This window comes from Achromobacter sp. SLBN-14 (genome assembly GCF_006715415.1).
In the GTDB taxonomy this organism is placed as follows: Bacteria; Pseudomonadota; Gammaproteobacteria; order Burkholderiales; family Burkholderiaceae_B; genus Achromobacter; species Achromobacter mucicolens.
The window spans coordinates 1,439,405-1,465,228 of the sequence record NZ_VFNE01000001.1 but is presented as its reverse complement, the minus strand read 5'-3'; the positions used below and the strand labels follow the sequence as shown (position 1 = coordinate 1,465,228).

24 protein-coding genes are annotated in these 25,824 nt (G+C 67.4%); 7 read left to right on the top strand and 17 right to left on the bottom strand.

Annotated features, from left to right (window positions below; genetic code table 11):
* Positions 1-55: 55 nt before the first annotated feature.
* A complete protein-coding gene (locus FBY20_RS06700) occupies positions 56-406 on the bottom strand; it encodes a hypothetical protein (protein WP_142050893.1) in 351 nt (116 codons plus the stop codon).
* 145 nt (positions 407-551) lie between these two features.
* On the opposite strand from FBY20_RS06700, the gene FBY20_RS06695 reads away from it, so the two are divergent.
* On the top strand, positions 552-1,196 hold the full coding sequence (locus tag FBY20_RS06695; protein WP_056320876.1) for an OmpA family protein: 645 nt from the start codon (positions 552-554) through the stop codon (positions 1,194-1,196).
* 70 nt (positions 1,197-1,266) lie between these two features.
* Positions 1,267-1,593, top strand: coding sequence for a 4a-hydroxytetrahydrobiopterin dehydratase (locus FBY20_RS06690; RefSeq protein WP_062841672.1), 327 nt, complete (start codon positions 1,267-1,269; stop codon positions 1,591-1,593).
* Positions 1,594-1,623: 30 nt separating this feature from the next.
* Here the strand turns inward: FBY20_RS06690 and FBY20_RS06685 are convergent, their stop codons facing one another.
* From FBY20_RS06685 to FBY20_RS06660, 6 genes are all read right to left on the bottom strand, one after another.
* Positions 1,624-2,079 carry a MarR family winged helix-turn-helix transcriptional regulator gene (locus FBY20_RS06685; protein ID WP_142050890.1) on the bottom strand — a complete coding sequence of 152 codons (456 nt, stop codon included), beginning with the start codon at positions 2,077-2,079 and terminating at the stop codon, positions 1,624-1,626.
* A complete protein-coding gene (locus FBY20_RS06680) occupies positions 2,076-2,318 on the bottom strand; it encodes a hypothetical protein (protein WP_142050887.1) in 243 nt (80 codons plus the stop codon). Before FBY20_RS06680 ends, FBY20_RS06685 begins: the two co-directional genes overlap by 4 nt.
* The gene (locus FBY20_RS06675; RefSeq protein ID WP_142050884.1) at positions 2,315-3,940 is read right to left on the bottom strand and encodes an FAD-dependent monooxygenase; all 1,626 of its coding nucleotides are present in this window, start codon (positions 3,938-3,940) and stop codon (positions 2,315-2,317) included. The genes FBY20_RS06680 and FBY20_RS06675 overlap by 4 nt, the downstream gene beginning before the upstream one ends.
* Before the next feature lie 143 nt (positions 3,941-4,083).
* Positions 4,084-4,782, bottom strand: coding sequence for a DUF6776 family protein (locus FBY20_RS06670; protein WP_056320887.1), 699 nt, complete (start codon positions 4,780-4,782; stop codon positions 4,084-4,086).
* A gap of 146 nt (positions 4,783-4,928) precedes the next feature.
* Positions 4,929-5,615: an N-acetylmuramate alpha-1-phosphate uridylyltransferase MurU gene (murU, locus tag FBY20_RS06665; RefSeq protein ID WP_142050881.1), complete on the bottom strand. Its 687-nt coding sequence runs from the start codon at positions 5,613-5,615 to the stop codon at positions 4,929-4,931.
* Complete coding sequence (locus tag FBY20_RS06660) at positions 5,615-6,655, bottom strand: aminoglycoside phosphotransferase family protein (RefSeq protein WP_142050878.1); 1,041 nt, start codon at positions 6,653-6,655, stop codon at positions 5,615-5,617. The genes murU and FBY20_RS06660 overlap by 1 nt, the downstream gene beginning before the upstream one ends.
* 168 nt (positions 6,656-6,823) lie before the next feature.
* Here FBY20_RS06660 and FBY20_RS06655 point away from each other — a divergent pair, with 168 nt between their 5' ends.
* From FBY20_RS06655 to rsmA, 3 genes are read left to right on the top strand one after another with little or no spacing between them, the layout of a single operon-like run.
* Positions 6,824-9,205, top strand: a complete 2,382-nt coding sequence (locus tag FBY20_RS06655) for an LPS-assembly protein LptD (RefSeq protein WP_056322662.1) — start codon at positions 6,824-6,826, stop codon at positions 9,203-9,205.
* A complete protein-coding gene (locus FBY20_RS06650; RefSeq protein WP_056320896.1) occupies positions 9,202-10,794 on the top strand; it encodes a peptidylprolyl isomerase in 1,593 nt (530 codons plus the stop codon). Before FBY20_RS06655 ends, FBY20_RS06650 begins: the two co-directional genes overlap by 4 nt.
* Positions 10,795-10,812: 18 nt before the next feature.
* Positions 10,813-11,604: a 16S rRNA (adenine(1518)-N(6)/adenine(1519)-N(6))-dimethyltransferase RsmA gene (gene rsmA, locus FBY20_RS06645; RefSeq protein WP_056320897.1), complete on the top strand. Its 792-nt coding sequence runs from the start codon at positions 10,813-10,815 to the stop codon at positions 11,602-11,604.
* A gap of 194 nt (positions 11,605-11,798) precedes the next feature.
* Here rsmA and FBY20_RS06640 read toward each other — a convergent pair whose 3' ends face one another.
* Positions 11,799-12,941: a glycerate kinase gene (locus FBY20_RS06640; protein ID WP_056320900.1), complete on the bottom strand. Its 1,143-nt coding sequence runs from the start codon at positions 12,939-12,941 to the stop codon at positions 11,799-11,801.
* Between the two features lie 105 nt (positions 12,942-13,046).
* Between FBY20_RS06640 and pyk the strand changes: the two genes are divergently transcribed.
* Positions 13,047-14,489 (top strand): pyruvate kinase, encoded by a 1,443-nt coding sequence (gene pyk / locus FBY20_RS06635; protein WP_142050874.1) that lies wholly within the window; start codon positions 13,047-13,049, stop codon positions 14,487-14,489.
* A 10-nt stretch (positions 14,490-14,499) separates the two neighbouring features.
* Here pyk and FBY20_RS06630 read toward each other — a convergent pair whose 3' ends face one another.
* Positions 14,500-15,729: a nucleoside recognition domain-containing protein gene (locus FBY20_RS06630; RefSeq protein ID WP_056322665.1), complete on the bottom strand. Its 1,230-nt coding sequence runs from the start codon at positions 15,727-15,729 to the stop codon at positions 14,500-14,502.
* 143 nt (positions 15,730-15,872) lie between these two features.
* Here FBY20_RS06630 and FBY20_RS06625 point away from each other — a divergent pair, with 143 nt between their 5' ends.
* Positions 15,873-18,278: an acyl-CoA dehydrogenase gene (locus FBY20_RS06625; RefSeq protein ID WP_255452259.1), complete on the top strand. Its 2,406-nt coding sequence runs from the start codon at positions 15,873-15,875 to the stop codon at positions 18,276-18,278.
* Here the strand turns inward: FBY20_RS06625 and def are convergent.
* From def to glyQ, 8 genes are read right to left on the bottom strand one after another with little or no spacing between them, the layout of a single operon-like run.
* Positions 18,275-18,808, bottom strand: a complete 534-nt coding sequence (def, locus tag FBY20_RS06620; protein ID WP_056320904.1) for a peptide deformylase — start codon at positions 18,806-18,808, stop codon at positions 18,275-18,277. The two genes, FBY20_RS06625 and def, sit on opposite strands and share 4 nt — an antisense overlap.
* A gap of 14 nt (positions 18,809-18,822) precedes the next feature.
* Positions 18,823-19,218, bottom strand: a complete 396-nt coding sequence (gene gloA / locus FBY20_RS06615) for a lactoylglutathione lyase (protein WP_056320907.1) — start codon at positions 19,216-19,218, stop codon at positions 18,823-18,825.
* Positions 19,219-19,229: 11 nt separating this feature from the next.
* On the bottom strand, positions 19,230-20,372 hold the full coding sequence (locus FBY20_RS06610) for a 2-aminoethylphosphonate--pyruvate transaminase (RefSeq protein ID WP_142050871.1): 1,143 nt from the start codon (positions 20,370-20,372) through the stop codon (positions 19,230-19,232).
* A gap of 45 nt (positions 20,373-20,417) precedes the next feature.
* Positions 20,418-21,428, bottom strand: coding sequence for a M48 family metallopeptidase (locus FBY20_RS06605; protein ID WP_174245388.1), 1,011 nt, complete (start codon positions 21,426-21,428; stop codon positions 20,418-20,420).
* Positions 21,415-22,143, bottom strand: a complete 729-nt coding sequence (locus FBY20_RS06600; protein ID WP_062840273.1) for a 1-acyl-sn-glycerol-3-phosphate acyltransferase — start codon at positions 22,141-22,143, stop codon at positions 21,415-21,417. Before FBY20_RS06600 ends, FBY20_RS06605 begins: the two co-directional genes overlap by 14 nt.
* A 4-nt stretch (positions 22,144-22,147) precedes the next feature.
* Positions 22,148-22,687 (bottom strand): D-glycero-beta-D-manno-heptose 1,7-bisphosphate 7-phosphatase, encoded by a 540-nt coding sequence (gmhB, locus tag FBY20_RS06595; RefSeq protein ID WP_128829986.1) that lies wholly within the window; start codon positions 22,685-22,687, stop codon positions 22,148-22,150.
* Positions 22,684-24,822: a glycine--tRNA ligase subunit beta gene (glyS, locus tag FBY20_RS06590; RefSeq protein WP_142050868.1), complete on the bottom strand. Its 2,139-nt coding sequence runs from the start codon at positions 24,820-24,822 to the stop codon at positions 22,684-22,686. Before glyS ends, gmhB begins: the two co-directional genes overlap by 4 nt.
* A complete protein-coding gene (glyQ, locus tag FBY20_RS06585; RefSeq protein ID WP_056320918.1) occupies positions 24,823-25,734 on the bottom strand; it encodes a glycine--tRNA ligase subunit alpha in 912 nt (303 codons plus the stop codon).
* Positions 25,735-25,824: the final 90 nt, after the last annotated feature.

Sequence of the window (25,824 nt, the reverse complement as noted above, 5' to 3'; positions counted from 1 at the left end):
CGTGAGCCGCGCGCCAGGGTTTCGGCCTGGCGCGCGGCCGTCTAGAAAACGTCGATCATTTGGCAGCGTTGGCGAACACTACACTCAGCGAATGCGCCGACGTTACCCGTAGCTGCACATCGCTGGCCGGACGCGTCGCCCATCCTGCGGCGCGGACCAGTCCGGACAGCAGGCCGAAGGCCGGCGCGGCCACGTTCAGCAGGTCGTCCACGCCTGGCGGCGGATTGAGCGGCGCCTGGATGACCTCGATGCTCAGGCCGCTTTCGCTCAACAGGGCCTGAAGTCGCGCAAGCGTCGGATTCAGGGCCTCGACGTTTTCCAGATGGAAGTCCTGCCGGTTGCTGCATAGTCCGGCAAGCTGTTCGGCGCTGGTTCTATCTAGAAAGTAAGTGCGTGCCACGGTCATGGGAGCCTCCGCTGATAGCGGCATCATATCGCTCGGCGCAACGGGAATCGGGGGCGTACAAAATGTTGCCCGACGCCCGGCAGCCCCTTGCTAGCATGATCCTCGCCGGAATGAACCGGTATCTGGATGGACAGTGGAGGTTGCCATGAACTCAAGAACAATCAACCGGATCGCCGTGCTTGCGACCGCGGGCGTGCTGCTGGCCGGTTGCGCGACGCAACAGCAAACGAATACCGCTGTCGGAACGGGCGCGGGCGCGGCGTTGGGCGCTGGCATTGGCGCGCTGATCGGGCACGGCAAGGGCGCGGCGATCGGCGCGGGCATCGGTGCGGTGGCGGGCGGCCTGGTGGGCTACAACTGGAAGGTGGTCAAGGAGGACGTGCAAAGTTCCGGCGCCTCGTCGCTGGGCATCGACGTCGTGGAAATGCCCGACGGCAGCCTGAAGGTCAATATTCCCAGCGGCGTGTCGTTCGATACGGACAAGACGCAGCTCAAGCCGGCGTTGCTGCCGGTGCTCGATAGCGTGGCGCGTTCGCTGAACCAGCATCCCGAGCTGCGGGCCAAGGTGGTCGGCCATACCGACAGCACGGGTTCGCTTGCGCACAACCAGACGCTGTCGGTGAACCGTGCCAAGAGCGTGACCGATTACCTGGCGAAGCAGGGCGTGGCGGGCACGCGTCTGTCCGTGGAAGGCCGCGGTCCGAACGATCCGATCGGCGACAATGCGACGGCCGAAGGGCGCGCGCTGAACCGGCGCGTGGAAATCTACCTGTACGCGGTCCGGCAGTAAGCACGGGCACGTTCCTTGCTGTCAGGCGGCTGGCGCGATGCGCGGCCGCCTTTTCTTTCCGGAGTCTGTCATGAGCGATTTTCCTCCCGCCTGCATCGGTACCGATACCGCGGTTGCCGCGCTCACCGGCTGGCAGGCCGTGGCCATGCGCGATGCCATCGAAAAGCGCTATCGCTTTCCCAACTTCAACGCCGCGTTCGGCTTCATGGCGCGGGTGGCGATGTTCGCGGAAAAGCTGAACCATCATCCCGAGTGGACCAACGTCTACAACCGCGTGGACGTGACGCTGACCACGCATGACGCGGGCGGTGTGACCGAGCTGGATGTGCGGATGGCGCAGTTCATGGATGAGGCGGCCGAACACGCGGGCGCGACAGCGCCCAAAGCGCAGCCCTGATTTGAGTTGCCCGGCTGCGCGGCCCGTGACTTAGTCCGCGGTGTCGCCGGCTTCGGTTTGCAGGTGGCCGATCAGGCGGTCGAGCATGTCGCCGAATTGCTGCTGTTCATCGGCGGTCAGGCAGCCGAAGATTTCGTCGTTGCGGCGCGCAATGAGGTCGACGATGCGGCGGTACTGCGTCAGGCCGTCGGCGGTCGGCGCCAGCACCACGCCGCGTCCGTCGGATGCGGAGACCGTCTTTTCGACAAGCCCGCGATCCACCAGCGCCTGCGCCGAGCGGCTGGCCTGGCCCTTGTTCAGGTTGGCGGCGCGCGCCAGGTCGTTGACCGACAGCGGCGCAAACCGGCCAATGGCGGCGAGGCACCGCGCCTCGCCCAGCGGAATGTCGCAGTCCTTGAGATAGGCACGATTCGTGTCGCGGTCCGTGATCTTGTTGAGCACGTGAAGGCGATAGGTGAGGAATCGTTCCAGGGCGGGCGTTTTCACGTGGGGCGGGCGGGATCGGCGCCCGCGCAGGATGAGGCCGGATAGTTTGCCACAGCGCCGTCATCCTGGCTGGCGGCTTCGGCCTGCGCCAGCAGCGACAAGGCTTCTTCGGCCGACGGCAGGCGGCTGAGCAGCGACAAGCCGAGTATCGACAGAAAAAGCGGCGCGCGCGATTCGCCGACGCGCGTGAGCGTCTGCGCCATGCTGGTGTAGACCTGGTCCAGGGCTTCGGGATTCATGCGTGGCCTTTCGAGGTGGCGGTGGAAGTGAGCGCGGGGTGGTAGGGTGCCAACGCGGCGCGCAGGTCGGCGGCGGCAGGCGCAATCCAGCGTCCCAGCACGTAGCCGTCGGGGCGCAGCAGGTAGACGGCGCCGGCCTGATTGCCGTAACGCAAGGCGAGCTGGCCGTGCGGGTCGGCCAGGCCGCCGGGGCCGGCACGCAACACCTGTAGTGGTCGCGGCGCGTCCTGCGTGGCGGCGGCCAGCGCATCCAGCGCGGCCGACACGGCCGGGTCGGGCGAAATGGCCAGCGCCACGAAGCCCGCGCCGAAATGGGCGGTCAGGTATTGCGGCGCGTCGCCATCCTGCAGCAGCACGTCGGGCGCCGGTTGGCCCGGTGCGGCGGCCGGGCCGGCCTCGGGGGCGCGGTCCTCGCGGTTCAAGGGCGAGGTGTCGTACGAGATGGGCGCGGACTGGCGGGGATTGATGAGCGAGCGCACGCCGTCGTCCACCAGCGCGAGGCGCAGCGCGGCCTCGCGCATGAGCCGGAAGCCGAAGTCCGGCGGCGCCATGAATTCCGTGCTCTTGGCGCCGTAGGCCAGGTTCTGGCGCGTGGCATGCACGCGCTCGATGCTGTAGCTGTCCAGCAGGGCGTCGGGCGACTGGCCCTTCAGCACCCAGGCAAGTTTCCAGGCCAGGTTGCCGGCGTCGTCCAGCCCGGAATTCAGGCCGCGCACGCCGAAGATCGGCACGAGGTGGCCCGCGTCGCCCGCGAACAGCACGCGGCCGTGGCGGTAGCGATCCAGCGTCAGGCACTTGGCGTTGTAGATCGAGATCCAGAGCGGCTTCCAGGGCGCGGTCTCGCCGATCATGTCCAGATGGCTCTGCACGCGCGGCAGCACGTTTTCCGGCTTGACGGCTTCGTCGGGGTCTTCGTCGTCGCGGATCTGGTAGTCGACGCGCCACACGTTGCCGGGCTGGCGATGCATCAGCAGCGTGGATCCCGGATTGGAAGGCGGATCGAACCACGCAAGGCGTTCGACGGGCCGTTGCGATTCCTGTTCGATGTCGACGATGACGTAGCGCCCCTCGTACTGCATGCCTTCCAGCTTCAAGCCCATCGCGTCGCGCACGGTGCTGCGGCCGCCGTCGCAGGCGACGAGCCAATCGGCGCGCACCGTCTGGCGGGCGCCGTCCGCCTCCACCTCGACCGATACGCCGTCCGGACCGGGCTGCACGGCGGTGACGCGTGCCGACCAGGCAAGCGTGGCGAGGCCGGGATGGCGCCGCATGGCCTGGTGCGCGAATTCCTCCACGTAGTACTGCTGGATGTTCACCATCGGGGCATACCGCTGCAGGGGATCGTGCGGCATCTGGAAGTGCAGGACTTCGCGGTCGCGGTAGTAGCTTCGCCCGCCCGTCCAGGCCAGACCCGTGTCGATCAGCGGCCGGTCGGCGCCGATCCAGCCCAGGATCTCCTGCGACCGGCGCGACATGCAGATGGCGCGGCTGCCGCTGCAATAGCCTTCATCGGCCTCAACGGTGAGGGAGGCGATGCCGTACTCGGCGAGCAGGGCGGCCAGGGTCAGACCGACCGGACCGCCGCCGGCGATCAGGACGGGAACGTGCGAGGGGAGCGTCATGCTGTCTCCAGAATTTGGTTGTTTGCGCAACTATATGCCCGCCATGTTGCGCGCGCAACCAATTTTTGAAGGCGATAAAAAACCCGCCAAGGGGCGGGTTTGGGGGCCGGTTCAGGCCGGTTGGCGGCCATCAGTGGCGCGTGTCAGTTGCGTACGTTGTAGATCCGCATCGCCTGCTGCTTCTGGTTGGCGTCCAGCACGCGCAGCACCACGACCTTGGCGGTGAAACCGTCGGGCAGCTTGAGCTGGCCCAGCGCGTAGTCGTACCGGTCGACCGTCAGCGCGGGACCTTCCGGCGTCACCGTGGCGGAGCGGCCGTTGGGGTAGGAGCCTTCGATGGCGAAGGTCAGCGTGCCCTTGAAGGGCGCGCCCGTGCGTTCTTCGCGCATCACCAGCACCTGGTAGTCGAGCAGGCCGGGGGCGCGCTTGAAGGTGGCCGAACGGATGCCGAGGTTGCCGCCGCGGGGGTCGGGCGGCATGGCGTCCTGGAACAGCACCAGTTCCTTGTTCAGGGTTTCGATCTTGGCGCGGCTTTCCGCCAGGTCGGTGGTCAGCTTTTCGTGACCGGCCTTGTTGGCGTCGCGCTGCTGGGTGGCTTCTTCAAGCTGGGTTTGCAGGCGCTGGCGCTCCATGTTGGAGGCGCTGAGCTCGCTGTGCAGCTGTTCGGATTGTTCGACGGTCAGGCGTTGCGGACCGTAGTTGGTTTGCAGGAAGAGCACGCCGCCCGCGCCAAGCGCAATGCCAACCAGCAGCAGAACGAGCCAGCGCGGCATGCGGCGCGTGCGTTGTCCCGGTTGGTATACGGAGGGCTTGAACGTGGCCCGTTGCGATCTTCCAAACATCCCCATTCCTAGAAAACTTCCTGTGTATGTGCTCGTGGGCAGGCGCGCGCGCATGCCAAAGCGTCAGAGAATACCCCGTTAGCCGGGGGCGTTGCGTGCGCGGACAAGCCTCGTTGCGCACCTTGATATTGTGAAATATGTGAGCGTCACGCGGCCGTGCTGGCCAGTTCCGCGTCCAGGTCGGCGAGCCGTTGCGGGGTGCCGACGTCGGTCCAGCGGCCGGCATGCCGCGCGCCGCGCACCTGATCCTGGCCCATCGCCTGCCGCAGCAGCGGCGCCAGCGGCGCGGCCTGGCCGCGCGGGACGTCCGCGAACAACGAAGGATGGTAGACGCCGACGCCTGCAAAGGTCAAACGGGGCTCGCCCTGCGCCAGCACGCGCCCCTCGGCCGTCAGGACGAAGTCGCCGGCAGGATGGTGCGCGGGATTGTCCACCAGAAGCAGCCATGCGCCGCCCTGCGTCACGAGGCCGGCGGCGTCGTGCGCGTCGGCCGGGTTCCAGTCGCACCAGATGTCGCCGTTGACGACAAGGAACGGGTCGTCGCCCAGAAGGGGGAGCGCCTGGGCGATGCCGCCCGCGGTCTCCAGCGCGGTGGCTTCGGCCGAATAGCTGATGCGCACGCCGTGCGCGGCGCCGTCGCCCAACGCGCGTTCGATTTCGTGGCCGAGCCAGGCGTGATTGATGACGACGTCGCGGATGCCGGCCGCGGCCAGGCGCGCCAGATGCCAGACGATCAGCGGCTTGCCGCCGACCGGCAGCATGGGCTTGGGCAGGCGGTCGGTCAGCGGGCGCATGCGTTCGCCGCGGCCCGCGGCAAGAATCATGGCGCGCATCAGAACGTGTACCCGACGCTGACCTGGCGGTCGTCCAGGCGGTCCAGCAGGCGCAGCAGCGGCGTGAAAACGCCATAGCGCCGCGCCACCTGGCGGACGTAGCCGTTCACGCGGGGAATGTGCGCCAGGTAGTGGGCCTTGCCATCGCGATGGTTCAGGCGGGCAAAGACGCCCAGGATCCGCAGGTTGCGCTGCAGGCCCATCCATTCATAGGCGCGGTGGAATTCGGCGAAATCGGCGTCGACCGGCAGGCCGGCCGCACGCGCCATTTCCCAGTAGCGGATCGCCCAGTCGAGCTGTTGCGGTTCTTCCCAGGTGGTGCGGGCGTCCGTCACCAGCGACGCCAGGTCGTAGGTGATGGGACCGGCCAGCGCATCCTGGAAGTCGATGATGCCCGGGTTGGGGCCGTATTGCGGCTGGTCGCAGACCATGAGGTTGGGCGAATGGAAATCGCGGTGCACCAGCACCTGCGGCTGCCCGGCGTTGCTGGCCGACAGCAGGGCGAAGATCTTTTCCATCGCATTGGCCGTCTTGTCGTCCAGCGTCACGCCGTGGTGCTTTTGCACGTACCACTCGGGGAACAGCTTGAGCTCGTCGGCCAGCCGCGTGCCGTCGTAGACGCCCAGCCCGGCGGTCGAGGCCTGTTGCAGCTTGACCAGGGCGGCCAGCGCCTCGCGGTACAGCGTCTGCAACTGGGCGTCGTCCAGGCCGTCCTGGATGCGCTGGTAATAGGTTTGTTCGCCCAGATCGGACAGCAGCAGCAGGCCCTGGTCCAGGTCCTGCGCCAGCACGGCCGGCACGTTCAGCCCGGCGTCCGCCAGCAGCTTGTCCACATGCAGGAACGGGCGGCAGTCCTCGTGTTGGGGCGGGGCGTCCATGACAATCAGGGTCCGCGATCCCGCGTCCAGCCGGAAGTACCGGCGAAAGCTTGCGTCAGCCGACGCGGGGCGCAGCGTCTCCACGGCCAGGTTCAGGGCAGGGGGCAGGCCTTGCAGCCAGTTGCGCACCTGCGCCAAGCGGGGGTCGTGATCGTTTTTCAAGGAAGATCCGTGTCAGAAGGGCAAAATTGGGGAATTTTCGATTTGGCGAACATAAGGCTGGGCGTTGTTCGCGGCTTCTCTATAATACCGGCTCGTTTCCGTCAGCATTGGCGCCGCGTGGGCGTCTTTGTGCGGCTCTCCCATGGTCATAAAGGGCTGTTTTCATTCGTGCGCAAGGTTCCGTGGTTGATCCTCTCCGTAGTCAGCGTCGCCGCCGGAGCCGCCCAGGCTCAAAGTAGCCCGGGCGCCGCTGCTTCCGCGCCGTCGGTCACGTCAACCCCGCAATTGCGCACCTCGCCCGGCCTGCGCATGCACCGGTTGCCCGACGAGAGCATTCCCGCTTTCATGGAAGCGGACACGATTTCGGGCGATCCCGACTACGAGCTCAACCTGACCGGCAACGCGCAGGTGCGCCGCATCGACGGCGTGATCAAGGGCGACGCGATCAATTACCGCAAGGACACCGGCAAGGTCGACGTCCGCGGCAATGCCCGCATGATGCGCGATGGCACCCTGGTCACGGGCCCGTCCGCCACGTTCAACGTGGACCGGTATTCCGGCGAGGTCGAAAAGCCCAACTTCTGGCTGGGCGCCACCGGCGGCTTTGCCGTCGCCGACCACGCGGACATTTTCAGCAAGTCGCAGATGCGGCTGCACACGGTGACGTACAGCGGCTGCCCGTGCGAAAACCCGTCCTGGTACATCAAGGCCAATTCGGTCGATATCGATTTCGACGAAAACGAAGGCGTCGCCCGCGGCGGCGTCCTGTACTTCAAGGATGTGCCGATCCTGGCGTCGCCCTACATGACCTTCCCGGTCAAGCGCGAACGCAAGTCGGGTTTCCTGATCCCGACCTACGGCACGACCAGCCAGGGCGGTTTCGACATTTCGATTCCGTACTACTTCAACCTGGCGCCCAATTACGACCTGACGGTGCAGCCGCGTTACTTCTCCAAGCGCGGCACCCAGCTGGGCGGCGAGTTCCGCTATCTGGGTTACGGGTACAGCGGCATTATGGACGGCACCTACCTGCCCAATGACGACGTGACGGGCAACGACCGCTGGATGTACTGGTGGCGCCATCAGCAGCAGTTCTCGCACGGTTTCTACGCCGACTGGGATATCGCCAAGGTCTCGGACGACAATTACTTCCGCGACATTTCGCAGCTGGGCCTGAACCAGGCCTCCACGACTTACCTGCCGCAACGCGGCCGCGTGGGCTGGGTCTCCAACTACTGGAGCGCCTACGCGCAGGTCTACAAGTTCCAGACGCTGCAGGATCCCGATGCGCCGCTGGTTCCGCCGTACAACAAGGAACCCGAGATCTACCTGCGCGGTTCGCGGTACGACGTCGGCGGCTTCGACCTGGACTGGACCTCGACCGCGGTGCGCTTCAGCATGCCGGAGTATGGCGCGGCGTTGCGAGCCCCCGATGGCGACCGCTTCCAGACCTACCCGACGATCTCGTATCCGATCGTCCGCCCCGGCTGGTTCATCACCCCGAAGGCGGGCGTGAACTACACGTCGTATCAGACCAAATGGTATGGAGTGGATGCGCAGGGGCTCAATGGCGGCACGGCCAATGGCCTGCCGCGCTCGCAGTCCCGCACGGTGCCCATCCTGTCGCTGGACTCGGGCCTGATCTTCGAGCGCGACACCACGCTGTTCGGCAAATCGTCCACGCAGACGCTCGAACCGCGGCTGTATTACCTGTACGTGCCGTACCGCGACCAGTCCAAGATTCCTGTCTTCGACACGTCGCTGGCCGATTTCAGCTTCACCCAGGCGTTTGAGGAAAACATCTACTCGGGCGGCTGGGACCGTATCGCCAACGCCAACCAGCTGACCGCGGCCCTGACGACGCGCTGGCTCGATGCCGACAGCGGATTCGAGCGCCTGTCGGTGGGCGTGGCGCAGCGTCTGTACTTCGAAGACCAGAAAGTCACGCTGCCGCTGGAAACCCCGCGCACGGACGTGCGTTCCGACTTCCTGGTGGGCGTCAGCGCCGCGTTGACCGATACGCTCAACACGGACCTCGCCGCGCAGTACAACCCCTACGACAACAATTGGTCGCGCGGGCTCATCAGCGCGCGCTGGTCGCCCCAGCGCCTGACCACGGTGGCGGTGGCCTACCGCTACCAGCGCGATCCGCAGCCGGGCGTGTTCTATCAGCCGCAGGGTCAGAACCAGGTCAGCCTGGCCGTTCAATGGCCATTCAGCAAGCGCTGGTACGGTGTGGGCCGGGTCGACTATTCTTTGCGTTCCGGACCGTCCAGTACGATTGCCAATACGACGGAATCCCCGCGCGTGACGCAGGCCATCGCCGGCCTGGAGTACAAGGGCGACTGCTGCTGGGTGGGCCGCATGGTCTACCAGCGCTACGCCGTATCGGCGGCGGACACCAATTCCGCGCTGTTCTTCCAGCTTGAGCTCACGGGCCTGGGTTCCCTCGGAACCGACCCCATGAGCCTGCTGAACAGAAGTATCCCCGGTTACACGCGCGTCACGCCGCCCGCGCAGGCCGGGACCACATTTGAAAGGTATGAATGATGCGTAGGTTGCACTCTTTGCGCCGCCTCTCCGGCAACGCGCTGCTGCTGGCCCTGTGCGCCGGCTTGCCCGCCGCCCATGCGGCCGAGCAGACCAGCCGCGGCGCCAACAGCGCCAAGGCCGCTCCCGCCGCGCAGAAACAGGACGCGCCGGCGCCCAAGGGCGAGCAGTTCGTGGACGGCATCGCCGCGATCGTCGACAAGGACGTGATCACGCTGCGCGAACTGCGCGACGCTTCCCAGCGCATTGCCGGCGAACTGAAGTCGCGCGGCATCCAGGTGCCCGATGACCAGACGCTGCAGCACCAGGTGCTCCAGCGTCTCATCATGGAACGCGTGCAGCGCCATGAAGCCGACCGCCTTGGCATCCGGGTTGACGACAAACAGATCGACACCGCCATCCAGGCGATCGCCTCGCGCAACAAGATCACGGTGCAGCAACTGCGCCAGGAACTGGAAAAGTCCGGCACGACCTGGGAAAACTACCGCAAATCGCTGCGCGACGAGATCCGTTCGGATCGCCTGCGCCAGCGCGCGGTCGACTCGACCATCGTCATTTCCGACGCGGAAGTCGACGCCTTCCTGAAAGACCAGCGCCGCAACCCGGCTTTTGGCGCGGCGCCTGCGCAGGCGGCGCAAGCGCAGCCCCAGGTGCAGCCGCAGCCCGCGCCCGAGCAGGCCGCCGCGCCTGCCGGCCCCATGCTTTACGCGCTGGCGCAGATTCTGGTGCGCGTGCCGGAAGGATCGTCGCCCGACCAACTGGCGCTGCTGCGCAAGAAGGCCGAAGGCCTGCTGGCGCGAGCCAAGCGCGGCGACGATTTTGCCAGCCTCGCCGCGGCATCGTCCGACGGCCCCGAGGCGCTGCAGGGCGGCGTCATGGGCGTGCGCCCGCTGGACGGCTGGCCTGACCTTTTCGTCAAGGCCATCAGCAATCTCCAGAAGGGCCAGGTCAGCCAGCTGATCCAAAGCGGCAATGGCTTTCACATCATCAAGGTGATGGACCGCGGCACCGCCCAGCCCGCGCCCGGCCGCACGGCCCGCGCCCCGGCGCCGCAAGCCGCGCCGCAACCGGCGCCTCAGCCGGCCGCACGTGAGCAGGCGCCCCAGGGTCCGACGCAGGTCGTGCAGACGCGCGCCCGCCACATCCTCATCAAGACCTCGACCGTCATGAGCGATGATCTGGCCCGCCAGCGCCTGGAGCAGGTTCGCCAGCGCCTGGTCAATGGCGCCGCCACGTTCGAGGAAATGGCGCGCCAGTATTCGCAGGACGCCAGCGCGCCGCAAGGCGGCGAGCTGGGATGGCTGAACCCGGGCGAAACCGTGCCGCCGTTCGAGGCCGCGATGAACGCGCTGCAACCTGGCGAAATCAGCCAGCCCGTGCAGTCGCCGTTCGGCTGGCACCTGATCCAGGTGGAAGAGCGCCGCGAGCACGACGCGACCGACGACCTGGCGCGCATGCGCGCCCGCCAGACGCTGTTCGAGCGCCGCGCCCAGCCGGCCTTCGAAGACTGGCTCGAGCAACTGCGCGCACAGGCGTACGTCGACAACCGCTTCGAAAAGCAGCAGAAAATCCAGCAGAACAACCGCTAAACGCATTACGGGCTTTTCATGTCTCAACACCAGGCGCGCAAGCGCTTTGGCCAGAACTTCCTGACCGACGACAGCGTCGTCGAGTCCATCGTCCGGGCGGTTGCGCCCGCCCGCGACGATGCCGTGGTCGAGATCGGCCCTGGCTTGTCCGCGCTGACGCGGCCGCTGCTCGAACGGCTGGACCATCTCACCGCGGTCGAAATCGATCGCGACCTGGCCGCCCGGCTGCGCAAGCAGTTCGACGCATCACGCTTGACGGTGGTCGAGGCCGACGCGCTGACGGTGGATTTCTCGCAGTTCGGCGGCGCGCTGCGCGTCGTGGGCAATCTGCCCTACAACATTTCCAGCCCGTTGCTGTTCCACCTGATGACGTGGGCCGACCACATCCGCGATCAGCATTTCATGCTGCAGCGCGAAGTGATCGACCGCATGGTGGCCAAGCCCGGCTCGGGCGACTTCAGCCGCTTGTCCGTGATGCTGCAATCGCGCTACCGCATGCACAAGCTGTTCGACGTGCCGCCCGAGGCCTTCGATCCGCCTCCGAAGGTCGTGTCGGCGATCGTGCGCATGGTGCCGTTGCCGGCGGACCGCCAGCGGCCCATCAGCGAGCGCGCTTTCGAAACCGTGGTGGCCCGCGCCTTCTCGCAGCGCCGCAAGATGCTGCGGCGGGTGCTGGCCGACTGGGCCGCGCAAGTGCCTTGGGAAGCGCTGGACATCGCGCCCACCGCGCGCGCCGAGGACATTTCGGTGGACCGCTACATGCGCCTGTCGGATGCGCTGGTCGAAGCCGGGGTGTTGGCGCGGGACTGACGTCTTTTCGGTATGGCATGGCAGTGCAATAAGGCCCCACGGGGCCTCTTTGCATTTCGGTGCTGGGAGCGTGCGACGGAGTCTGACACCCGTCAGAGGTGATCGTCAGATTGATAAGGCGCCGCAAGGGTGTCTGACACCTGGCATCGCGAACCGCAACGTTGCAGGCAGATGGGTTTGTCCCTGGCGCCCGATTACAGCATGCGCTTCTGCGCCGCCATCCACAGCTGCATCACATCGCGTGCCCGGTCTGCAAGCAGGCGCTCGGCGTCGGCCAAGGCCTGCTGCAGGGTGATGGGGCCGGGGGCCAGGCTGAATGCGGCGCTGATGCCGCAGGTGTGCAGGGCCTCGTAGCCTTCGCCCAGCGAGCCGGCCAGCGCCACGACGGGAACGCCCGCGCGTTGCGCAATCCGGGCCACGCCCGCGGGCGTCTTGCCGCGCAGCGTCTGTGCGTCCATCCGGCCTTCGCCAGTGAACACCAGCGTTGCGCCTTCCACGGCGTCGGCCAGACCGCCCAGCTCTGCGACGATCTCCACACCCGGGCGGAAATGCGCGTTCAGGAACGCCTTGGCGGCAAAACCCAGGCCACCGGCGGCGCCCGCGCCAGGGGCGTCGCGGTGGTCGGCGCCGAGGTGCTTTGCGCACACGTCGGCGAAGTGACTCAGCAGGGTGTCCAGGGTCTGCACCTGTTCCGGCGTCGCGCCCTTTTGCGGCCCGAACACGTGCGACGCGCCATGCGGGCCGCACAAGGGATTGTCGACGTCGGAGGCGATGTCGACGCGCACCTGGGCGAGCCGCGGGTCCAGGCCATGCGTGTCGATGGAGGCAAGTTGGCCCAGCGCCCCCCCGCCCGGCGGCAGGCTGTTGCCGCCGGCGTCCAGCAGCCGCACGCCCAGCGCCGTCAGCATGCCGGCGCCGGCGTCGTTGGTGGCCGAGCCGCCCAACCCCAGGATGATGCGCTTGGCGCCCGCGTCCAGCGCCGCGCGCATCAGCTCGCCCACGCCGTGGCTGCTGGCGCGCATCGGGTCGCGCTTGGACGGGGAGATCAATTCAAGGCCCGCCGCGGCGGCCATCTCGATGACGGCGGTGCCGTCGTCCAGCAAACCCCACACGGCGTCGACCTTGTGGCCGAGCGCGTCGTTCACTGTGATCTGATGTTCCTTGCCGCCAGTGGCCGCCAGCACGGCTTCGACGGTGCCTTCGCCGCCGTCGGCCATCGGGATGCAGACGGTGTGCGCGCCGGGAAAGGCGGCCTTGACGCCGCGCGCAATGGCCGCCGCCGCATCGGGCGCGGAAACGCTTTCTTTGAACGAGTCGGGAGCGATGACGATTTTCACGGTCGGAAGGGGGCGCGTTAGTGATCGATGTGTCACCCATGATACCCGTGACAACGCGGCCGGCGTACCATAGCGCTTTCGTTGCTTTTGCGAGAGTGGACCGCCATGCCTGTATTGCGCCGCACAAAAATTGTCGCCACCCTGGGACCCTCGACCTCGTCGCCCGAACGCATCGACGCGCTCATCCGCGCGGGGCTGGACGTCGCACGGCTGAACTTCTCGCATGGCAGCGCGGACGACCACCGCGAGCGCGCGCGGCTGGTGCGCGAGATCGCGGCCAAGCAGGGCCGCTTCGTCGCGATCATGGGAGACCTGCAAGGTCCCAAGATCCGCATCGCCCGCTTTGTCGACAAGCTGGTGCAGTTGCACGTGGGCCAGCCGTTCACGCTGTCGCGCGTGCATCCCAAGGATGCGGGCACGTCCAGCATCGTGGGCATCGACTATCCGGAACTCGTGACCGATTGCCGCGTGGGCGACGAGCTGCTGCTCGATGACGGCCGCGTCGTGCTGGTCGTGGATCGCGTGGAAGGCGACGAAGTCCACACCACCGTCACGGTGGGCGGTCCGCTGTCCAACAACAAGGGCATCAACCGCCGCGGCGGCGGCCTGTCGGCGCCCAGCCTGACCGACAAGGATCGCGTCGACATCAAGCTGGCCGCCGAAATGGAGCTGGATTACGTGGCGGTGTCGTTCCCGCGCTATGGCAGCGACATCGACGAGGCCCGCACCTTGCTTGCCGAGGCCGGCAGCCAGGCATGGATCATCGCAAAGATCGAACGCGCCGAGGCAGTAGCCGACGACGAGGCCCTGGATGCGCTGATCCGCGCAAGCGACGGCGTGATGGTGGCGCGTGGCGACCTGGGCGTGGAAGTGGGAGACGCCGAGCTGGTGGGCATCCAGAAGCGCATCATCCAGCACGCACGCACGCTGAACAAGGTGGTCATCACCGCCACGCAGATGATGGAATCGATGATCTCCAGCCCCATGCCGACCCGCGCCGAAGTCTCCGACGTGGCGAACGCGGTGCTGGACTACACCGACGCCGTCATGCTGTCGGCTGAAAGCGCCTCGGGCCAGTATCCGGTCGAAACCGTGCAAGCCATGGCGCGTGTGTGCCTGGGCGCGGAAAAGCATCCCACGTCCACGAAGTCGCACCACCGCATGGGCGAGACCTTCACGCGCTGCGACGAAACCATCGCGCTGGCGGCCATGTATGCCGCCAACCATTTTCCCGGCGTCAAGGCCATCATCGCGCTGACCGAAAGCGGCCACACGCCGCTCATCATGTCTCGCATCCGCTCGGGCGTGCCCATCTACTGCTACAGCCCGCACAGCGTGACGCAAAACCGCGTGACGATGTTCCGCGGCGTGTACACGATTCCGTTCGCGCCATCGGACTACGATCCGGCCGATCTTTCCAACGCCGCCATCGACGAGCTGCGCAAGCGCAATCTGGTGCAGGCCGGCGATTGGGTGATCCTGACCAAGGGCGATTTCTATCGCGACAGCGGCGGCACCAACGGGATGAAGATCCTGCTGGTGGACTGAAGCAGGGCGCCTAGCCGAAGAACCAGTAGCAGACGCCGATCGCGGCCAGCACCCCGGCCAGGTCGGCGATCAGCGCGCAGCCGACCGCATGCCGGGCGCGCAGAATCCCCACCGACCCGAAGTACACCGCCAGCACATAAAAGGTGGTCTCGGTGCTGCCTTGCACCACCGCGGACAGCAGCGCCGGGAAGCTGTCCACGCCGAAGTGCGTCATGGTCTCCAGCATCATCGCTCGCGCCGCGCTGCCCGAGAACGGCTTGACCAGCGCCGTGGGCAGCGCGTCCACGAAGCGCGTGTCCCAATTTGCCTGCTGCGCCAGCCAGCGGATGCCATCCAACAGGAAGTCCAGCGCGCCGGATGCGCGCAGCACGCCCACGGCGCACAGCATCGCCACCAGATACGGCAGCAGGCTCTTGGCGATATCGAACCCTTCCTTGGCGCCTTCAATGAAGGCCTCGTACACAGGCACTTTTTTCCACGCGCCGACGACCAGAAACGCCAGCAGGATGCCAAACAGCGTCAGGTTGCCCAGCAGCGAAGACAGCGACGCGATGGCGGCTGCCGACATGCTGGCCAGAAGCGCCATGAATCCGCCCAGCACCAGCGCCGCGCCGCCCAGCCACAGCAGGATGACCGGATCGGCCAGGCGCAGCCGCTGGCACAGCGCGACCGCCAGAAAGCCGGCCAGCGTGGACGCGCTGGTGGCCAGCAGAATGGGCAAAAAGACCAGCGTGGGATCGGGCGCGCCCTGCTGCGCGCGGAACATGAACAGCGTGACGGGCAGCAGCGTCAGCGACGACGCATTGAGCACCAGGAACAGGATCTGCGCGTTGGTGGCGGTGTCCGGCTTGGGATTGAGCGCTTGCAGCTCGCGCATGGCGCGCAAACCGATGGGGGTGGCGGCGTTGTCCAGCCCCAGGCCATTGGCTGCGAAGTTCAGCGTGATCAGGCCGATGGCCGGATGATTGCGCGGCACCTCGGGCATCAGGCGCGCGAACAGGGGGCCCAGGACGCGCGCCAGCTTTTCGACTAGGCCCGCGCCCTCGGCGATGCGCAGGAAACCCAGCCACAGCGTCAGCGTGCCAAACAGCAGCACCATCACTTCCACGGACACGCGCGCCATGTCGAACAGGCTGGCGACCATCTGGCGAAAGACTTCCGGGTCCCCGATGACGAGCCAGCGGTACAGCGCGGCCGCGGCAGCGGTAAGGAAGAAGCCAAGCCAGAGTTTGTTCAGCATGCGGACGTGCCCGGACAGCGGTTGATTGCGCATCTGCGCGGCGACGCCCATTGTCGCAGAGTCGGTAAGCCGCAGCTTGGCCGGGCCGCGCCAATTCTGGTACTTTGGCCCGATACGTCTTGTAGCGAACAACAGGGGGACCCATGGATTTCAACGCCTGGCGCCGGCGCCGCATTTCGGAACCCGCATACCGCTGGGCCCGCAATGCCATGCCGGCCATGTCGGCCACCGAACGCGAAGCCATCGAAGCCGGCGACAGCTGGTGGGACGCCGACCTGTTCACGGGCAATCCCGACTGGCGCAAGCTGCTCAGCGTGCCGCCGGCCACGCTGACGCCGGATGAACAGCGCTTCATCGACGGTCCCGTGCGCGAACTGTGCGGCATGCTGGACGAATGGGATATCTCCTGGAACCGGCGCGATCTGCCGCCGCGCGTCTGGGAATACCTCAAGACGCAGCGTTTCTTCGGCATGATCATTCCGCGCCGCCACGGCGGCCTGGGGTTCTCGCCCTATGCGCACTCCGAAGTGGTGCGGCGCATTTCCGCCTATTCCATCACGGCGGGTGTCACGGTCATGGTGCCGAACTCGCTGGGGCCGGGCGAACTGCTCATGCAGTTCGGCACGCAGGCGCAGCGCGATTATTGGTTGCCAAGGCTTGCCGACGGCCGGGAAGTCCCGTGCTTTGGCCTGACCAGTCCCGAAGCCGGCTCGGACGCGGCCTCGATGGTGGATACCGGCGTCGTGTGCCGCCAGGTCGTGGATGGGCGTGAGCTCATCGGCATCCGGCTCAATTGGCACAAGCGCTACATCACGCTGGGGCCGGTGGCCACGGTGCTGGGGCTGGCGTTCAAGATGTCGGACCCCGACGGCATTCTGGGCGGGCCCAAGGATATCGGCATCTCGGTGGCGCTCGTTCCCACCGACGCGCCCGGCGTCGAGATCGGCCGGCGCCACCTGCCCGCCATGCAGGTGTTCCAGAACGGGCCCAACTCGGGCCGCGACGTTTTTGTGCCGCTGGATGCGCTGATCGGCGGCGTCGAGCGCGCCGGGCAGGGCTGGCAGATGCTGATGAGCGCACTGGCCGCAGGGCGCGGCATTTCGCTGCCGTCGCTGTCTGCCGCCGCCGCGGCGATGTGCGCGCACACCACCGGCATGTATGCGCGGGTGCGCGAGCAATTCGGCATCCCGATCGGCAAGTTCGAGGGCGTGCAGGAGCGGCTGGCCAGCCTGGCCGGCAACGCCTATCTGGTCGAGGCCGCGCGCCGCCTGACCTGCGCCGCGCTCAATCAGGGCGTCAAGCCTGCGGTGGTGTCCGGCATCATGAAATACCACGCCACCGAGCGCATGCGCGTGTCGGTGAACGACGCCATGGACGTGCACGCGGGCCGCGCCGTCATGGACGGCCCCAGCAATTACCTGGGCTCCTTGTACCGCGCCGTGCCCATCGCCATCACTGTCGAGGGCGCCAACATCCTGACGCGCAATCTGATCATCTTCGGGCAAGGCGCCATTCGCGCGCATCCCTATCTGATGCCGGAGATCCTGGCGCTGGGCAACCCCGACGAGGAACGCGGCATCGAGGTCTTCCACGATGTCTTCTGGCGCCATCTGCGCCACGCGGGCATGAACACGCTGCGCGCGATCGGCCGCGCGTGGACGGGCGGCATGCTGGCGCCCGCGCCGGCCTCGGGACCGGTGGCGGGTCATTACCGCCGGCTGGGCCGTTATGCGTCGGGCTTCGCGCTGCTGGCCGACGCCACGCTGGCGCAACTGGGTGGGGGCCTGAAGCGCCGCGAAATGATCTCCGCGCGCCTGGGCGACATCCTGTCCGAACTCTATCTGCTGTCCGCGGTGCTAAAGCGCTGGGAAGACGAGGGGCGCAAGCACGATGACCTGCCGCTGGTGCGCTGGTGCATGGCGCAGGGTTTCGCCAGCATCGAGAAGAGCATGGATCAGGTGCTGCGGAACCTGCCGGTCAAGGCGCTGTCCTGGGCGTTGCGGGCGGCCATCCTGCCGTTGCGGCTAGCCAAGGGGCCGGACGACGCGCTCACGCGGGAATGCGCCGAATTGCTGCTCAAGCCGTCGCCCACGCATGTGCGTCTGGCGGCCGACCTGCAGCGCGAACCCGGGGAGGATCCGCTGGGCCTGTTGACCCGCGCCTTTGCGCTGGCCGATGCGGTGCAGCCGATTCGCGACCGTCTGCGTCAGTCCAACGTGCGCAACTGGCGCGAAGCCCATCAGCGCGGCGCCATCACGGACGCGCAGGCGGCGCAGCTCGAAGCCGCGGAAGCGACGGTGCTGAAGGTATTGCAGGTGGATGATTTTGCGCCGGAAGCGCTGACGCCGCTGGGCGAAGGCGCGCCGGTTCGGGCGCAGGAACAGAAGCCGGAGTCGCAGCCGGAGCCGCCGCAGCCGGAGTCGCAGCCGCCGCAACAGCCGCAGCAACAGCAGCCGCCGCAACAGCCGGAACCGCCACAGCAACCGCAGCCGCCGCAGCAGCAGGAGGACGAGCCCCCCGCTGCTGCAAGACCCGGCGATAACGCCTAGTCGTCCTGATTCGGGTCCATGCCCGGGAACAGGATTTCCGTGAAGCCGAACTTCGAGAAATCCTGGATCCGGGACGGATACAGGCGGCCGATCAGGTGGTCGCATTCGTGCTGGACGACGCGTGCGTGAAAGCCTTCGGCCTCGCGCTCGATCAGCTGGCCGTACGGATCGCGGCCGCTGTATCGGATATGGCGGTAGCGCGGCACCAGGCCGCGCAGTCCCGGCACCGACAGGCAGCCTTCCCAGCCGTCTTCCATCTCGTCCGAAAGCGGCGTGATGACCGGATTGCACAGGATCGTCTGCGGCACCGGCGGCGCGTCGGGATAGCGGTCGTTGCGGTCGAACCCGAAGATCACCAGTTGCAGGTCCACGCCGATCTGCGGCGCGGCCAGGCCCACGCCCTGCGCGGCCGCCATGGTTTCGAACATGTCGTCGATCAGGGCGTGCAGCTCAGGCGTGTCGAAACGGTCGACCGGGGGCGCCACGCGCAGCAGCCGCGGGTCGCCCATTTTCAGGATGGGATGGATCATGGCTGGCGTTCCGCTCAGTCCTGGCGGTCTTTCTTCTGGATGAATTCGATCTTGTAGCCGTCGGGGTCTTCCACGAAGGCGATGACGGTCTTGCCGTGCTTCATCGGGCCGGCCTCGCGGGTGACCTTGCCGCCGCGCTCCTTGACCTTGTCACAGGCTTCGTAGGCGTTGTCGACTTCCAGGGCGATGTGGCCGTAGCCGTTGCCCAGGTCGTACTTGTCGGTGTCCCAGTTGTGGGTCAGTTCGATGACGGCGCCGTCGGCTTCGTCCTGGTAGCCGACGAAGGCCAGCGTGAACTTGCCGTCCGGATAGTCGTTGCGGCGCAGAAGGCGCATGCCCAGCACGTTGGTGTAGAAGTCGATGGACTTGTCGAGGTTGCCGACGCGCAGCATGGTGTGGAGCAGACGCATGGGAGGATTCCTTACGCGATGAGAGGTTGGGGGAAGCGCTGGGGGGTTCCGGCGTGTTCCCGGGAGATTCCGATGTCGCGCAGCGCGCCGCCCATGGCGTCGACCGCCTGCCGCATCTGGCCGGCGCCAAAGGCGCCGATGCAGCCGACCCGGAACGTGGGTTCTTCGGTGTTGGTGAAGTTGCTGATCACATAGCCGCGCTGCTTGAGCGCGTCCACGAAGAGCTGCAGGTGCCAGGTCGGGGCATCCGGCGCGCGGACGTTGACGACGATGGGGCCTTGCAGCTCGGGCGGCAGGTATGGGGTCAGGCCAAGATCGATCACGCCATCATAGAGCGTGCGCATGTTGGCCGTGTAACGCGCCAGACGAGCCTCGCGGCCTTCCTGGCGGAACAGTTCCAGCGCCACGGCCAGCGCGGCCAGCGTGGGCGCGGCGGGCGTGAAGCGGGGGCCGGCGTTGGGCGCCAGCGTGTGCTGGTAGATGTCCGCCAGGTCGAGCGACCAGCTGCCCGCATTGCCGCGCGCGGCATCCAGGCTGTCGCGGCGCGCGACAACGAAGGCCGCGCCCGGCAGGCCTTCCAGGCATTTGTTGGCGGTCAGCACCACGGCGTCGACCGCGGGCAGGGCGCGCAATTCAAGCGGCAACGCGCCGAATGCCGACACGGCGTCGATGATCACGCGGCGTCCCAGCGCGTGGGCGATGCGGGCAAGATGGGGGACGTCGTGGCAGATGCCGCTGCCGGTTTCGCTGTAGACCAGCGCCAGGTGCGTGAGCGTGGGGTCGCGTTCCAGGGCGTCGGCCACCGCCTGCGGATCCACGCGCTCGGCGGCGCCCACCGATAGCGGCACGGCGATGCGGCCTGCCTCGGCGGCCAGTTTTTGCAGCCGGGCCGCGTAAGCGCCGGTGGACGGGGCCAGCATGCGGCCGCCGGGCGGCACGAAGGTGCGGATCGCGGCCTCGACGGCAAAGTGGCCGCAGCCCGGCAAGGCCAGCGCCACGTGCTCGTCCGCGCCGGCCTGCGCAATTGCCAGCACGCCGTCGCACACCTGACGGTACAGCGTGCGGAAATCGTTGTCCCACGGCGCGTAGTCCTGCGCCATGGCGGCCTTCACCCGCGCGTCGGTGGTGACCGGGCCCGGAATCAGCAGCAACATTTCGATTCTCCTTGGGATCGCAACAGGCGCTGGGTGCCGCGCGCTTCAGAACTGAGGCAGCGAAGCGGGATCGTGACGCCGCAGGATGTTCTTGGCGTCTTCGAAGTCGGGCAGGATCTGGCCGACTTCGCGCCAGAAGTCCTGACTGTGGTTCATCTCGCGCAAATGGGCAAGCTCGTGCGCGATGACGTAATCGATGATGGCCGGGGCGAAGTGGATCAGGCGCCAGTTCAGCATGATGTTGCCGTCGCTGGTGCACGACCCCCAGCGCGTGGCGGCCGACGACAGGCGCCAGCGGCGGATCTTCAGGCCGCTCACCTGCAAAAAGTGCGCCAGCCGCGCACCGAACCAGGCGCCCGCGCGCTGTTGCAGCCACGCTTGGGCCGCATCGCGGATGCGGCCCTGGTCGGCGTGGGACGGCAGCGCCAGCCACAGAGTGTCGCCATCTTGCGGCGCGTCGGCGTCGCCGGACAGATTGGCCTGGCGGCTGTCGCCGCCCACGCCGATGACGATGCGCCGGCCCAGATAGGGGAGTTCTCCGCCCGCCTGCCAGCGCGTGTGCGCCATGGCCAGCTGCTGCTTGCGGGCGTGCCATTCGCGCAGCTTGGTCAGGATCCAGCGCGATTTTTCGCGCACCGCGTCGTCGATCTGCGTCAGCGTCACCCAATTGGGGGCGGTCACGCGCAGGCCGTCGTCGGTGATGACGAAGCCGATGCTGCGCCGCCGCGAACGCAGCAGCACGAAGCCGATGGTCTGCTGATCGGTGGGCACCTCGCGCCAGCGCGCGCCGGGCGGCAGCGGGTCGGGGCAGGGCGTGGGCACGCGCGACGCCGCATTGGGCGACAGCGTCAGCAGCGGCTCGCCCGCGGGGGCGGGGGCCTTGGCGGCGTCGGGAAACAGGTTGGGGGGCGTGACGGGGCGGGCCGTGCCGGGCCCGGCGGAGGGCGCGCGCGGGGCGGCCGGCGCCGCCGGCACGGCGATCAGCGGCGGCGCGCCCGCGGGCGCGTCGTCTTCCTGCGTGTTGAACAGGAGTTCTAGCTGATCAGTGCTGGGCATACCTTTCGGGGTTGAGACGCCGCATTTCCCCTTCGATCCAGTCCTGAACCTTCTGGTTCAGTTCCTCGGGGGTGAGTCCCTTGGATTCTATCGCGGGACCGATCGACAGGGTGATCATGCCGGGATACTTGATGAAGGCGTTGCGGCGCCAGCATTCGCCGGCGTTATGCGCCACCGGGATGACCACGGCGCCAGTGCGCGAGGCCAGCAGCGCGCCACCCATCTTGAAGCGTCCGGTCTTGCCGGGCGCCACGCGCGTGCCTTCCGGAAACAGCAGCGGCCAGCGGCCTTCGTTCAGGCGGGTCTGGCCTTGCTTGACCACCTGCTCGAAAGCGTCGCGGCCCTTGGCGCGGTCGATGGCGATCATGCGCAAGAGCGCCAGGCCCCAGCCGAAGAACGGCACCATGTGCAGTTCTTTCTTGTAGACGAAGCACACCTCGCGCGGCATGTAGGCCGGGAAGAACAGGGTTTCCCAGGCTGACTGGTGCTTGGACAGCAGCACCGCCGGGCCGTCGGGCAGGTTTTCCCAGCCCTTGACCTGCCAGCGGATGCCGCAGAACACCTTGGCGCCCCAGATGGCCAGCCGGGGCCAGCCGACCGTCAGCTTGTAGCGCCAGTGCAGCGGCAGCGGCGCCCACAGGACACAGGCGAAGGCATACGGAATGACCGTGACGGCCAGGAACACGAAGTACAGGAACGAACGAAGCCAGGCCATCGGGTCACGCGTCCTGCAGCAGGGCGTCGACCAGGGCCGACAGGTCGTCGCAGACGCGCGTGTTGTCGGGCAGGCCGCCCTTGGCCAGCGTCTTGGCACCATTGCCCGTCAGGACCAGCCACGGCGAGCATCCCGCTGCCGAGGAGGCCTGCAGGTCGCGCAGCGAATCGCCCACGGCCGGCACGCCGGCCAGGTCGACGTCGTAGCGGTGCCCGATCTGCTCGAACATGCCCGGACGCGGCTTGCGGCAGGTGCAGTCGTCGTCGGGGCCGTGCGGGCACATGAAAATGGCGTCGACGCTGCCGCCCACCGCGGCGAGTTCGCGCCGCATCTTGGTGTGGATGGCGGTCAGCGTGTCCATGTCGAACAGCCCGCGCGCCAGCCCCGACTGGTTGGTGGCAACCACCACCTTCCAGCCGGCCTGCGTGAGGCGCGCGATGGCCTGCAGGCTGCCCGGCAGCGCGATCCATTCGTCGGGCGTCTTGACGAAGGCGTCGCTGTCCTGATTGATGACGCCGTCGCGGTCGAGGATGATGAGCTTCACTGGGCGAGCCTGGAGATGTCAGCGACCTGGTTCATCAGGCCATGCAGCTGGGCCAGGAGGGCCAGCCGGTTGGCGCGCACGGCCGGGTCTTCGGCCATGACCATGACGTCGGCAAAGAACGCGTCCACGGGTTCGCGGGCCTGAGCCAGCGTGGACAGGCTACCGGTGAAGTCGCCGGCGGCCAGTTGCGCCTCGGCCTTCGGACGCAGCGCGGCCACGGCGGCGGCCAGGGCCTTTTCAGCCGGTTCCACCAGCGCCGCGTCGTTCACCGTGCCGATCTCGCCTTCGGCCTTCTTGAGCAGGTTGCCGATGCGCTTGTTCGCGGCGGCCAGGCTGGCGGCTTCGGGCAATTGCGCGAATGCCGCGGCGGCGCGCACGCGCTCGGCGACCTGATGCAGCGGCGGGGTCAGCGCGATCACGGCCTCGACGGCATTGCGGTCGAAGTCGTTGATGAGCTGGTTGCGGTAGCGCTCGTAGATGAAGGTGCGGACCTCGGCCAGCGTGCCGGACGGGATCTTGCCGTCCGCGAACGTGCTGGCGGCCAGCTGCAGCAGGCCGTCCAGGGTCAGCGGACCGTCCTGGCTGATCTTCAGCCAGCCGCCCGCGGCCAGTTGTTCGAAGGCGCTGATCAGGCCTAGCGCGGCGCGGCGCAGGCCGAAGGGGTCGCGCTCGCCGGTGGGGGCAAGACCGATCGCCCAGATGCCGACCAGCGTTTCGACGCGTTCGGCGATGAACAGCGTGGCGGCGGTCAGGGTGTCCTGGGTCACCGGCGTGTCGTAGCGGTTGCGGTACTGGGTGCGCAGGGCCTCGACGACGCTGGCGGGCTCGCCGTCGCCGGCGGCGTAGTAAGCGCCCATGATGCCTTGCAGCTCGGGGAATTCGCCCACCATGTTGGAGCCGAGGTCGGCCTTGGCCAGCATGGCGGCGCGGTCGGCGGCGGACACGTCACCGCCCAGTTCGCCGGCAATGCCGCGGGCAATCGCGCGCACGCGCTCCACGCGTTCGAGCTGGGTGCCCAGCTTGTTGTGATAGACGATGGAACCCAGTTGCTCGACGCGCGCGGCCAGCGGCGTCTTGCGGTCGGTTTCAAAGAAGAACTGCGCATCGGCCAGGCGCGGACGCACCACGCGCTGGTTGCCTTCGACGATGTTCACCGGGTTGTCCGTGCGCATGTTGCTCACGATCAGGAAGCGGTGCGTGAGGCGCCCGGTGGCCGGATCGAACAGCGGGAAGTACTTCTGGTTCAGCCGCATGGTCAGGATCAGGCATTCCTGCGGAACCTGCAGGAACTGTTCCTCGAACTGGCCCACGTAGACGGTGGGGTGTTCGACCAGCGCGGTCACTTCGTCCAGCAGCGCGGTCACTTCGGGGTCGTCGCCCAGCGTGGCGGACAGGCGGGTCGCTTCTTCTTGCAGCTGGCGCTGGATCTCGGCGCGACGCGCTTCGAACGACGCCACGACGTGGCCCTTTTCGGCCAGCGTGGCGACATAGGCGTCGGCGTCGGCAATGGCAACGGCGCCCTGGCTCATGAAGCGGTGGCCCAGCGTCTCGCGGCCAGCGGACAGGCCCAGTGCCTGCACCGGCACCACGTCGGCGCCAAACAGCGCGATCAGGCCGTGCGCCGGGCGCACGAACTTGACGGTGGTGACGCCGTCGGCCAATTGGTAGCGCATGACCTTGGGGATGGGCAGGCCGTCGATGGCGGCCTCGATGCCTTCCTGCAAGCCGGCGGCCAGTTGCGCACCGGCGGCCGTGCCGCGCGCCACCAGGTAGTCCTGCTTGCCGTCGGATTCGCGGTCCAGCGTGGCGACATCGATGTTTTCAAGGCCCTTGGCGGCCAGCTTCTTTTGCAGCGCCGGCGTGGCCTTGCCGTCTTCGGTCAGGCCGATCTTCACGGGCATCAGCTTTTCGGCATAGGCCTGGTCGGGTGCCTGCGCCAGCACGGCGGACAGGTGGACGGCCAGGCGGCGCGGCGTCGAATACGGCGTCACGGCGCAGCCTTCGGCCAGCAGGCCGTGGCGGTCCAGCGTGGCGCGCACGCCTTCGGCAAAGGCCTGGCCCAGTTTCTGCAGGGCCTTGGGCGGGAGTTCTTCGGTCAGCAGTTCGACCAGCAGCGGGCGGATGTTCGTCGTCATTTATGCAGCCTCCCCGGCGGCCTTGTCGCGGCCCAGCATGGGAAAGCCCAGTCGTTCGCGGGAATCGTAATAGGCCTGCGCGACGGCGCGCGACAGGTTGCGGATGCGGCCGATGTAGGCGGCGCGCTCGGTCACGCTGATCGCGCCGCGCGCGTCCAGCATGTTGAAGGTGTGCGCGGCTTTCAGCGCGGCCTCGTAGGCCGGCAGCGCCAGCGGCACGTCCATCAGGCGCTTGGCCTCGGCTTCGTAGTCGTTGAAATGCGCAAACAGCATGTCGGCCGACGAGTGCTCGAAGTTGTACGTGGATTGCTCGACTTCGTTCTGGTGGAACACGTCGCGGTACAGCACGCGCTTGCCGTTGGCGCCTTCCGTCCAGACAAGGTCGTAGACGCTTTGCACGTCCTGCAGGTACATGGCCAGGCGTTCCAGGCCGTAGGTGATTTCACCGGTGGTGGGCGTGCAGTCCAGGCCGCCGACCTGCTGGAAATACGTGAACTGGGTCACTTCCATGCCATTCAGCCAGACTTCCCAGCCCAGGCCCCAGGCGCCGAGCGTGGGGTTTTCCCAGTCGTCCTCGACGAAGCGGATGTCGTGCTGCGTGGGATCGATGCCCAGCGCCTTCAGCGAACCGATGTACAGGTCCAGGATTTCAGGGGGCGCGGGCTTGAGCACGACCTGGTACTGGTAGTAGTGCTGCAGGCGGTTGGGGTTTTCGCCGTAGCGGCCATCCTTGGGGCGGCGCGAGGGCTGGACGTAGGCGGCGCGCCAGGGCTCCGGCCCGATGGCGCGCAGGAACGTGGCCGTGTGCGAGGTGCCGGCGCCGACTTCCATGTCGTAGGGCTGCAGCAGGGCGCAACCCTGTTTGTCCCAGTATTCCTGGAGCGTAAGGATGATTTGCTGAAAGGTGAGCATAGGATTCTTGGAATTCGGCCGCCGGGCAAGGGCTGCCCTGCGCGTGGGAAACCCGGCATTTTAACCGGCGGCGAGCGGCTCGTCCCGAAG

Bases quoted from the DNA above. Each gene is read 5' to 3' on its own strand.
- glyS (WP_142050868.1), bottom strand. From the start codon at position 24,822: ATGACGACGAACATCCGCCCGCTGCTGGTCGAACTGCTGACCGAAGAA.
- FBY20_RS06625 (WP_255452259.1), top strand. From the start codon at position 15,873: ATGGATTTCAACGCCTGGCGCCGGCGCCGCATTTCGGAACCCGCATAC.
- FBY20_RS06700 (WP_142050893.1), bottom strand. From the start codon at position 406: ATGACCGTGGCACGCACTTACTTTCTAGATAGAACCAGCGCCGAACAG.
- FBY20_RS06600 (WP_062840273.1), bottom strand. From the start codon at position 22,143: ATGGCCTGGCTTCGTTCGTTCCTGTACTTCGTGTTCCTGGCCGTCACG.
- FBY20_RS06650 (WP_056320896.1), top strand. From the start codon at position 9,202: ATGATGCGTAGGTTGCACTCTTTGCGCCGCCTCTCCGGCAACGCGCTG.
- FBY20_RS06675 (WP_142050884.1), bottom strand. From the start codon at position 3,940: ATGACGCTCCCCTCGCACGTTCCCGTCCTGATCGCCGGCGGCGGTCCG.
- FBY20_RS06605 (WP_174245388.1), bottom strand. From the start codon at position 21,428: ATGCCCAGCACTGATCAGCTAGAACTCCTGTTCAACACGCAGGAAGAC.
- FBY20_RS06690 (WP_062841672.1), top strand. From the start codon at position 1,267: ATGAGCGATTTTCCTCCCGCCTGCATCGGTACCGATACCGCGGTTGCC.
- gloA (WP_056320907.1), bottom strand. From the start codon at position 19,218: ATGCGTCTGCTCCACACCATGCTGCGCGTCGGCAACCTCGACAAGTCC.
- FBY20_RS06670 (WP_056320887.1), bottom strand. From the start codon at position 4,782: ATGTTTGGAAGATCGCAACGGGCCACGTTCAAGCCCTCCGTATACCAA.
- def (WP_056320904.1), bottom strand. From the start codon at position 18,808: ATGATCCATCCCATCCTGAAAATGGGCGACCCGCGGCTGCTGCGCGTG.
- FBY20_RS06680 (WP_142050887.1), bottom strand. From the start codon at position 2,318: ATGAATCCCGAAGCCCTGGACCAGGTCTACACCAGCATGGCGCAGACG.
- pyk (WP_142050874.1), top strand. From the start codon at position 13,047: ATGCCTGTATTGCGCCGCACAAAAATTGTCGCCACCCTGGGACCCTCG.
- FBY20_RS06630 (WP_056322665.1), bottom strand. From the start codon at position 15,729: ATGCTGAACAAACTCTGGCTTGGCTTCTTCCTTACCGCTGCCGCGGCC.
- glyQ (WP_056320918.1), bottom strand. From the start codon at position 25,734: ATGCTCACCTTTCAGCAAATCATCCTTACGCTCCAGGAATACTGGGAC.
- FBY20_RS06610 (WP_142050871.1), bottom strand. From the start codon at position 20,372: ATGTTGCTGCTGATTCCGGGCCCGGTCACCACCGACGCGCGGGTGAAG.
- rsmA (WP_056320897.1), top strand. From the start codon at position 10,813: ATGTCTCAACACCAGGCGCGCAAGCGCTTTGGCCAGAACTTCCTGACC.
- FBY20_RS06695 (WP_056320876.1), top strand. From the start codon at position 552: ATGAACTCAAGAACAATCAACCGGATCGCCGTGCTTGCGACCGCGGGC.
- murU (WP_142050881.1), bottom strand. From the start codon at position 5,615: ATGCGCGCCATGATTCTTGCCGCGGGCCGCGGCGAACGCATGCGCCCG.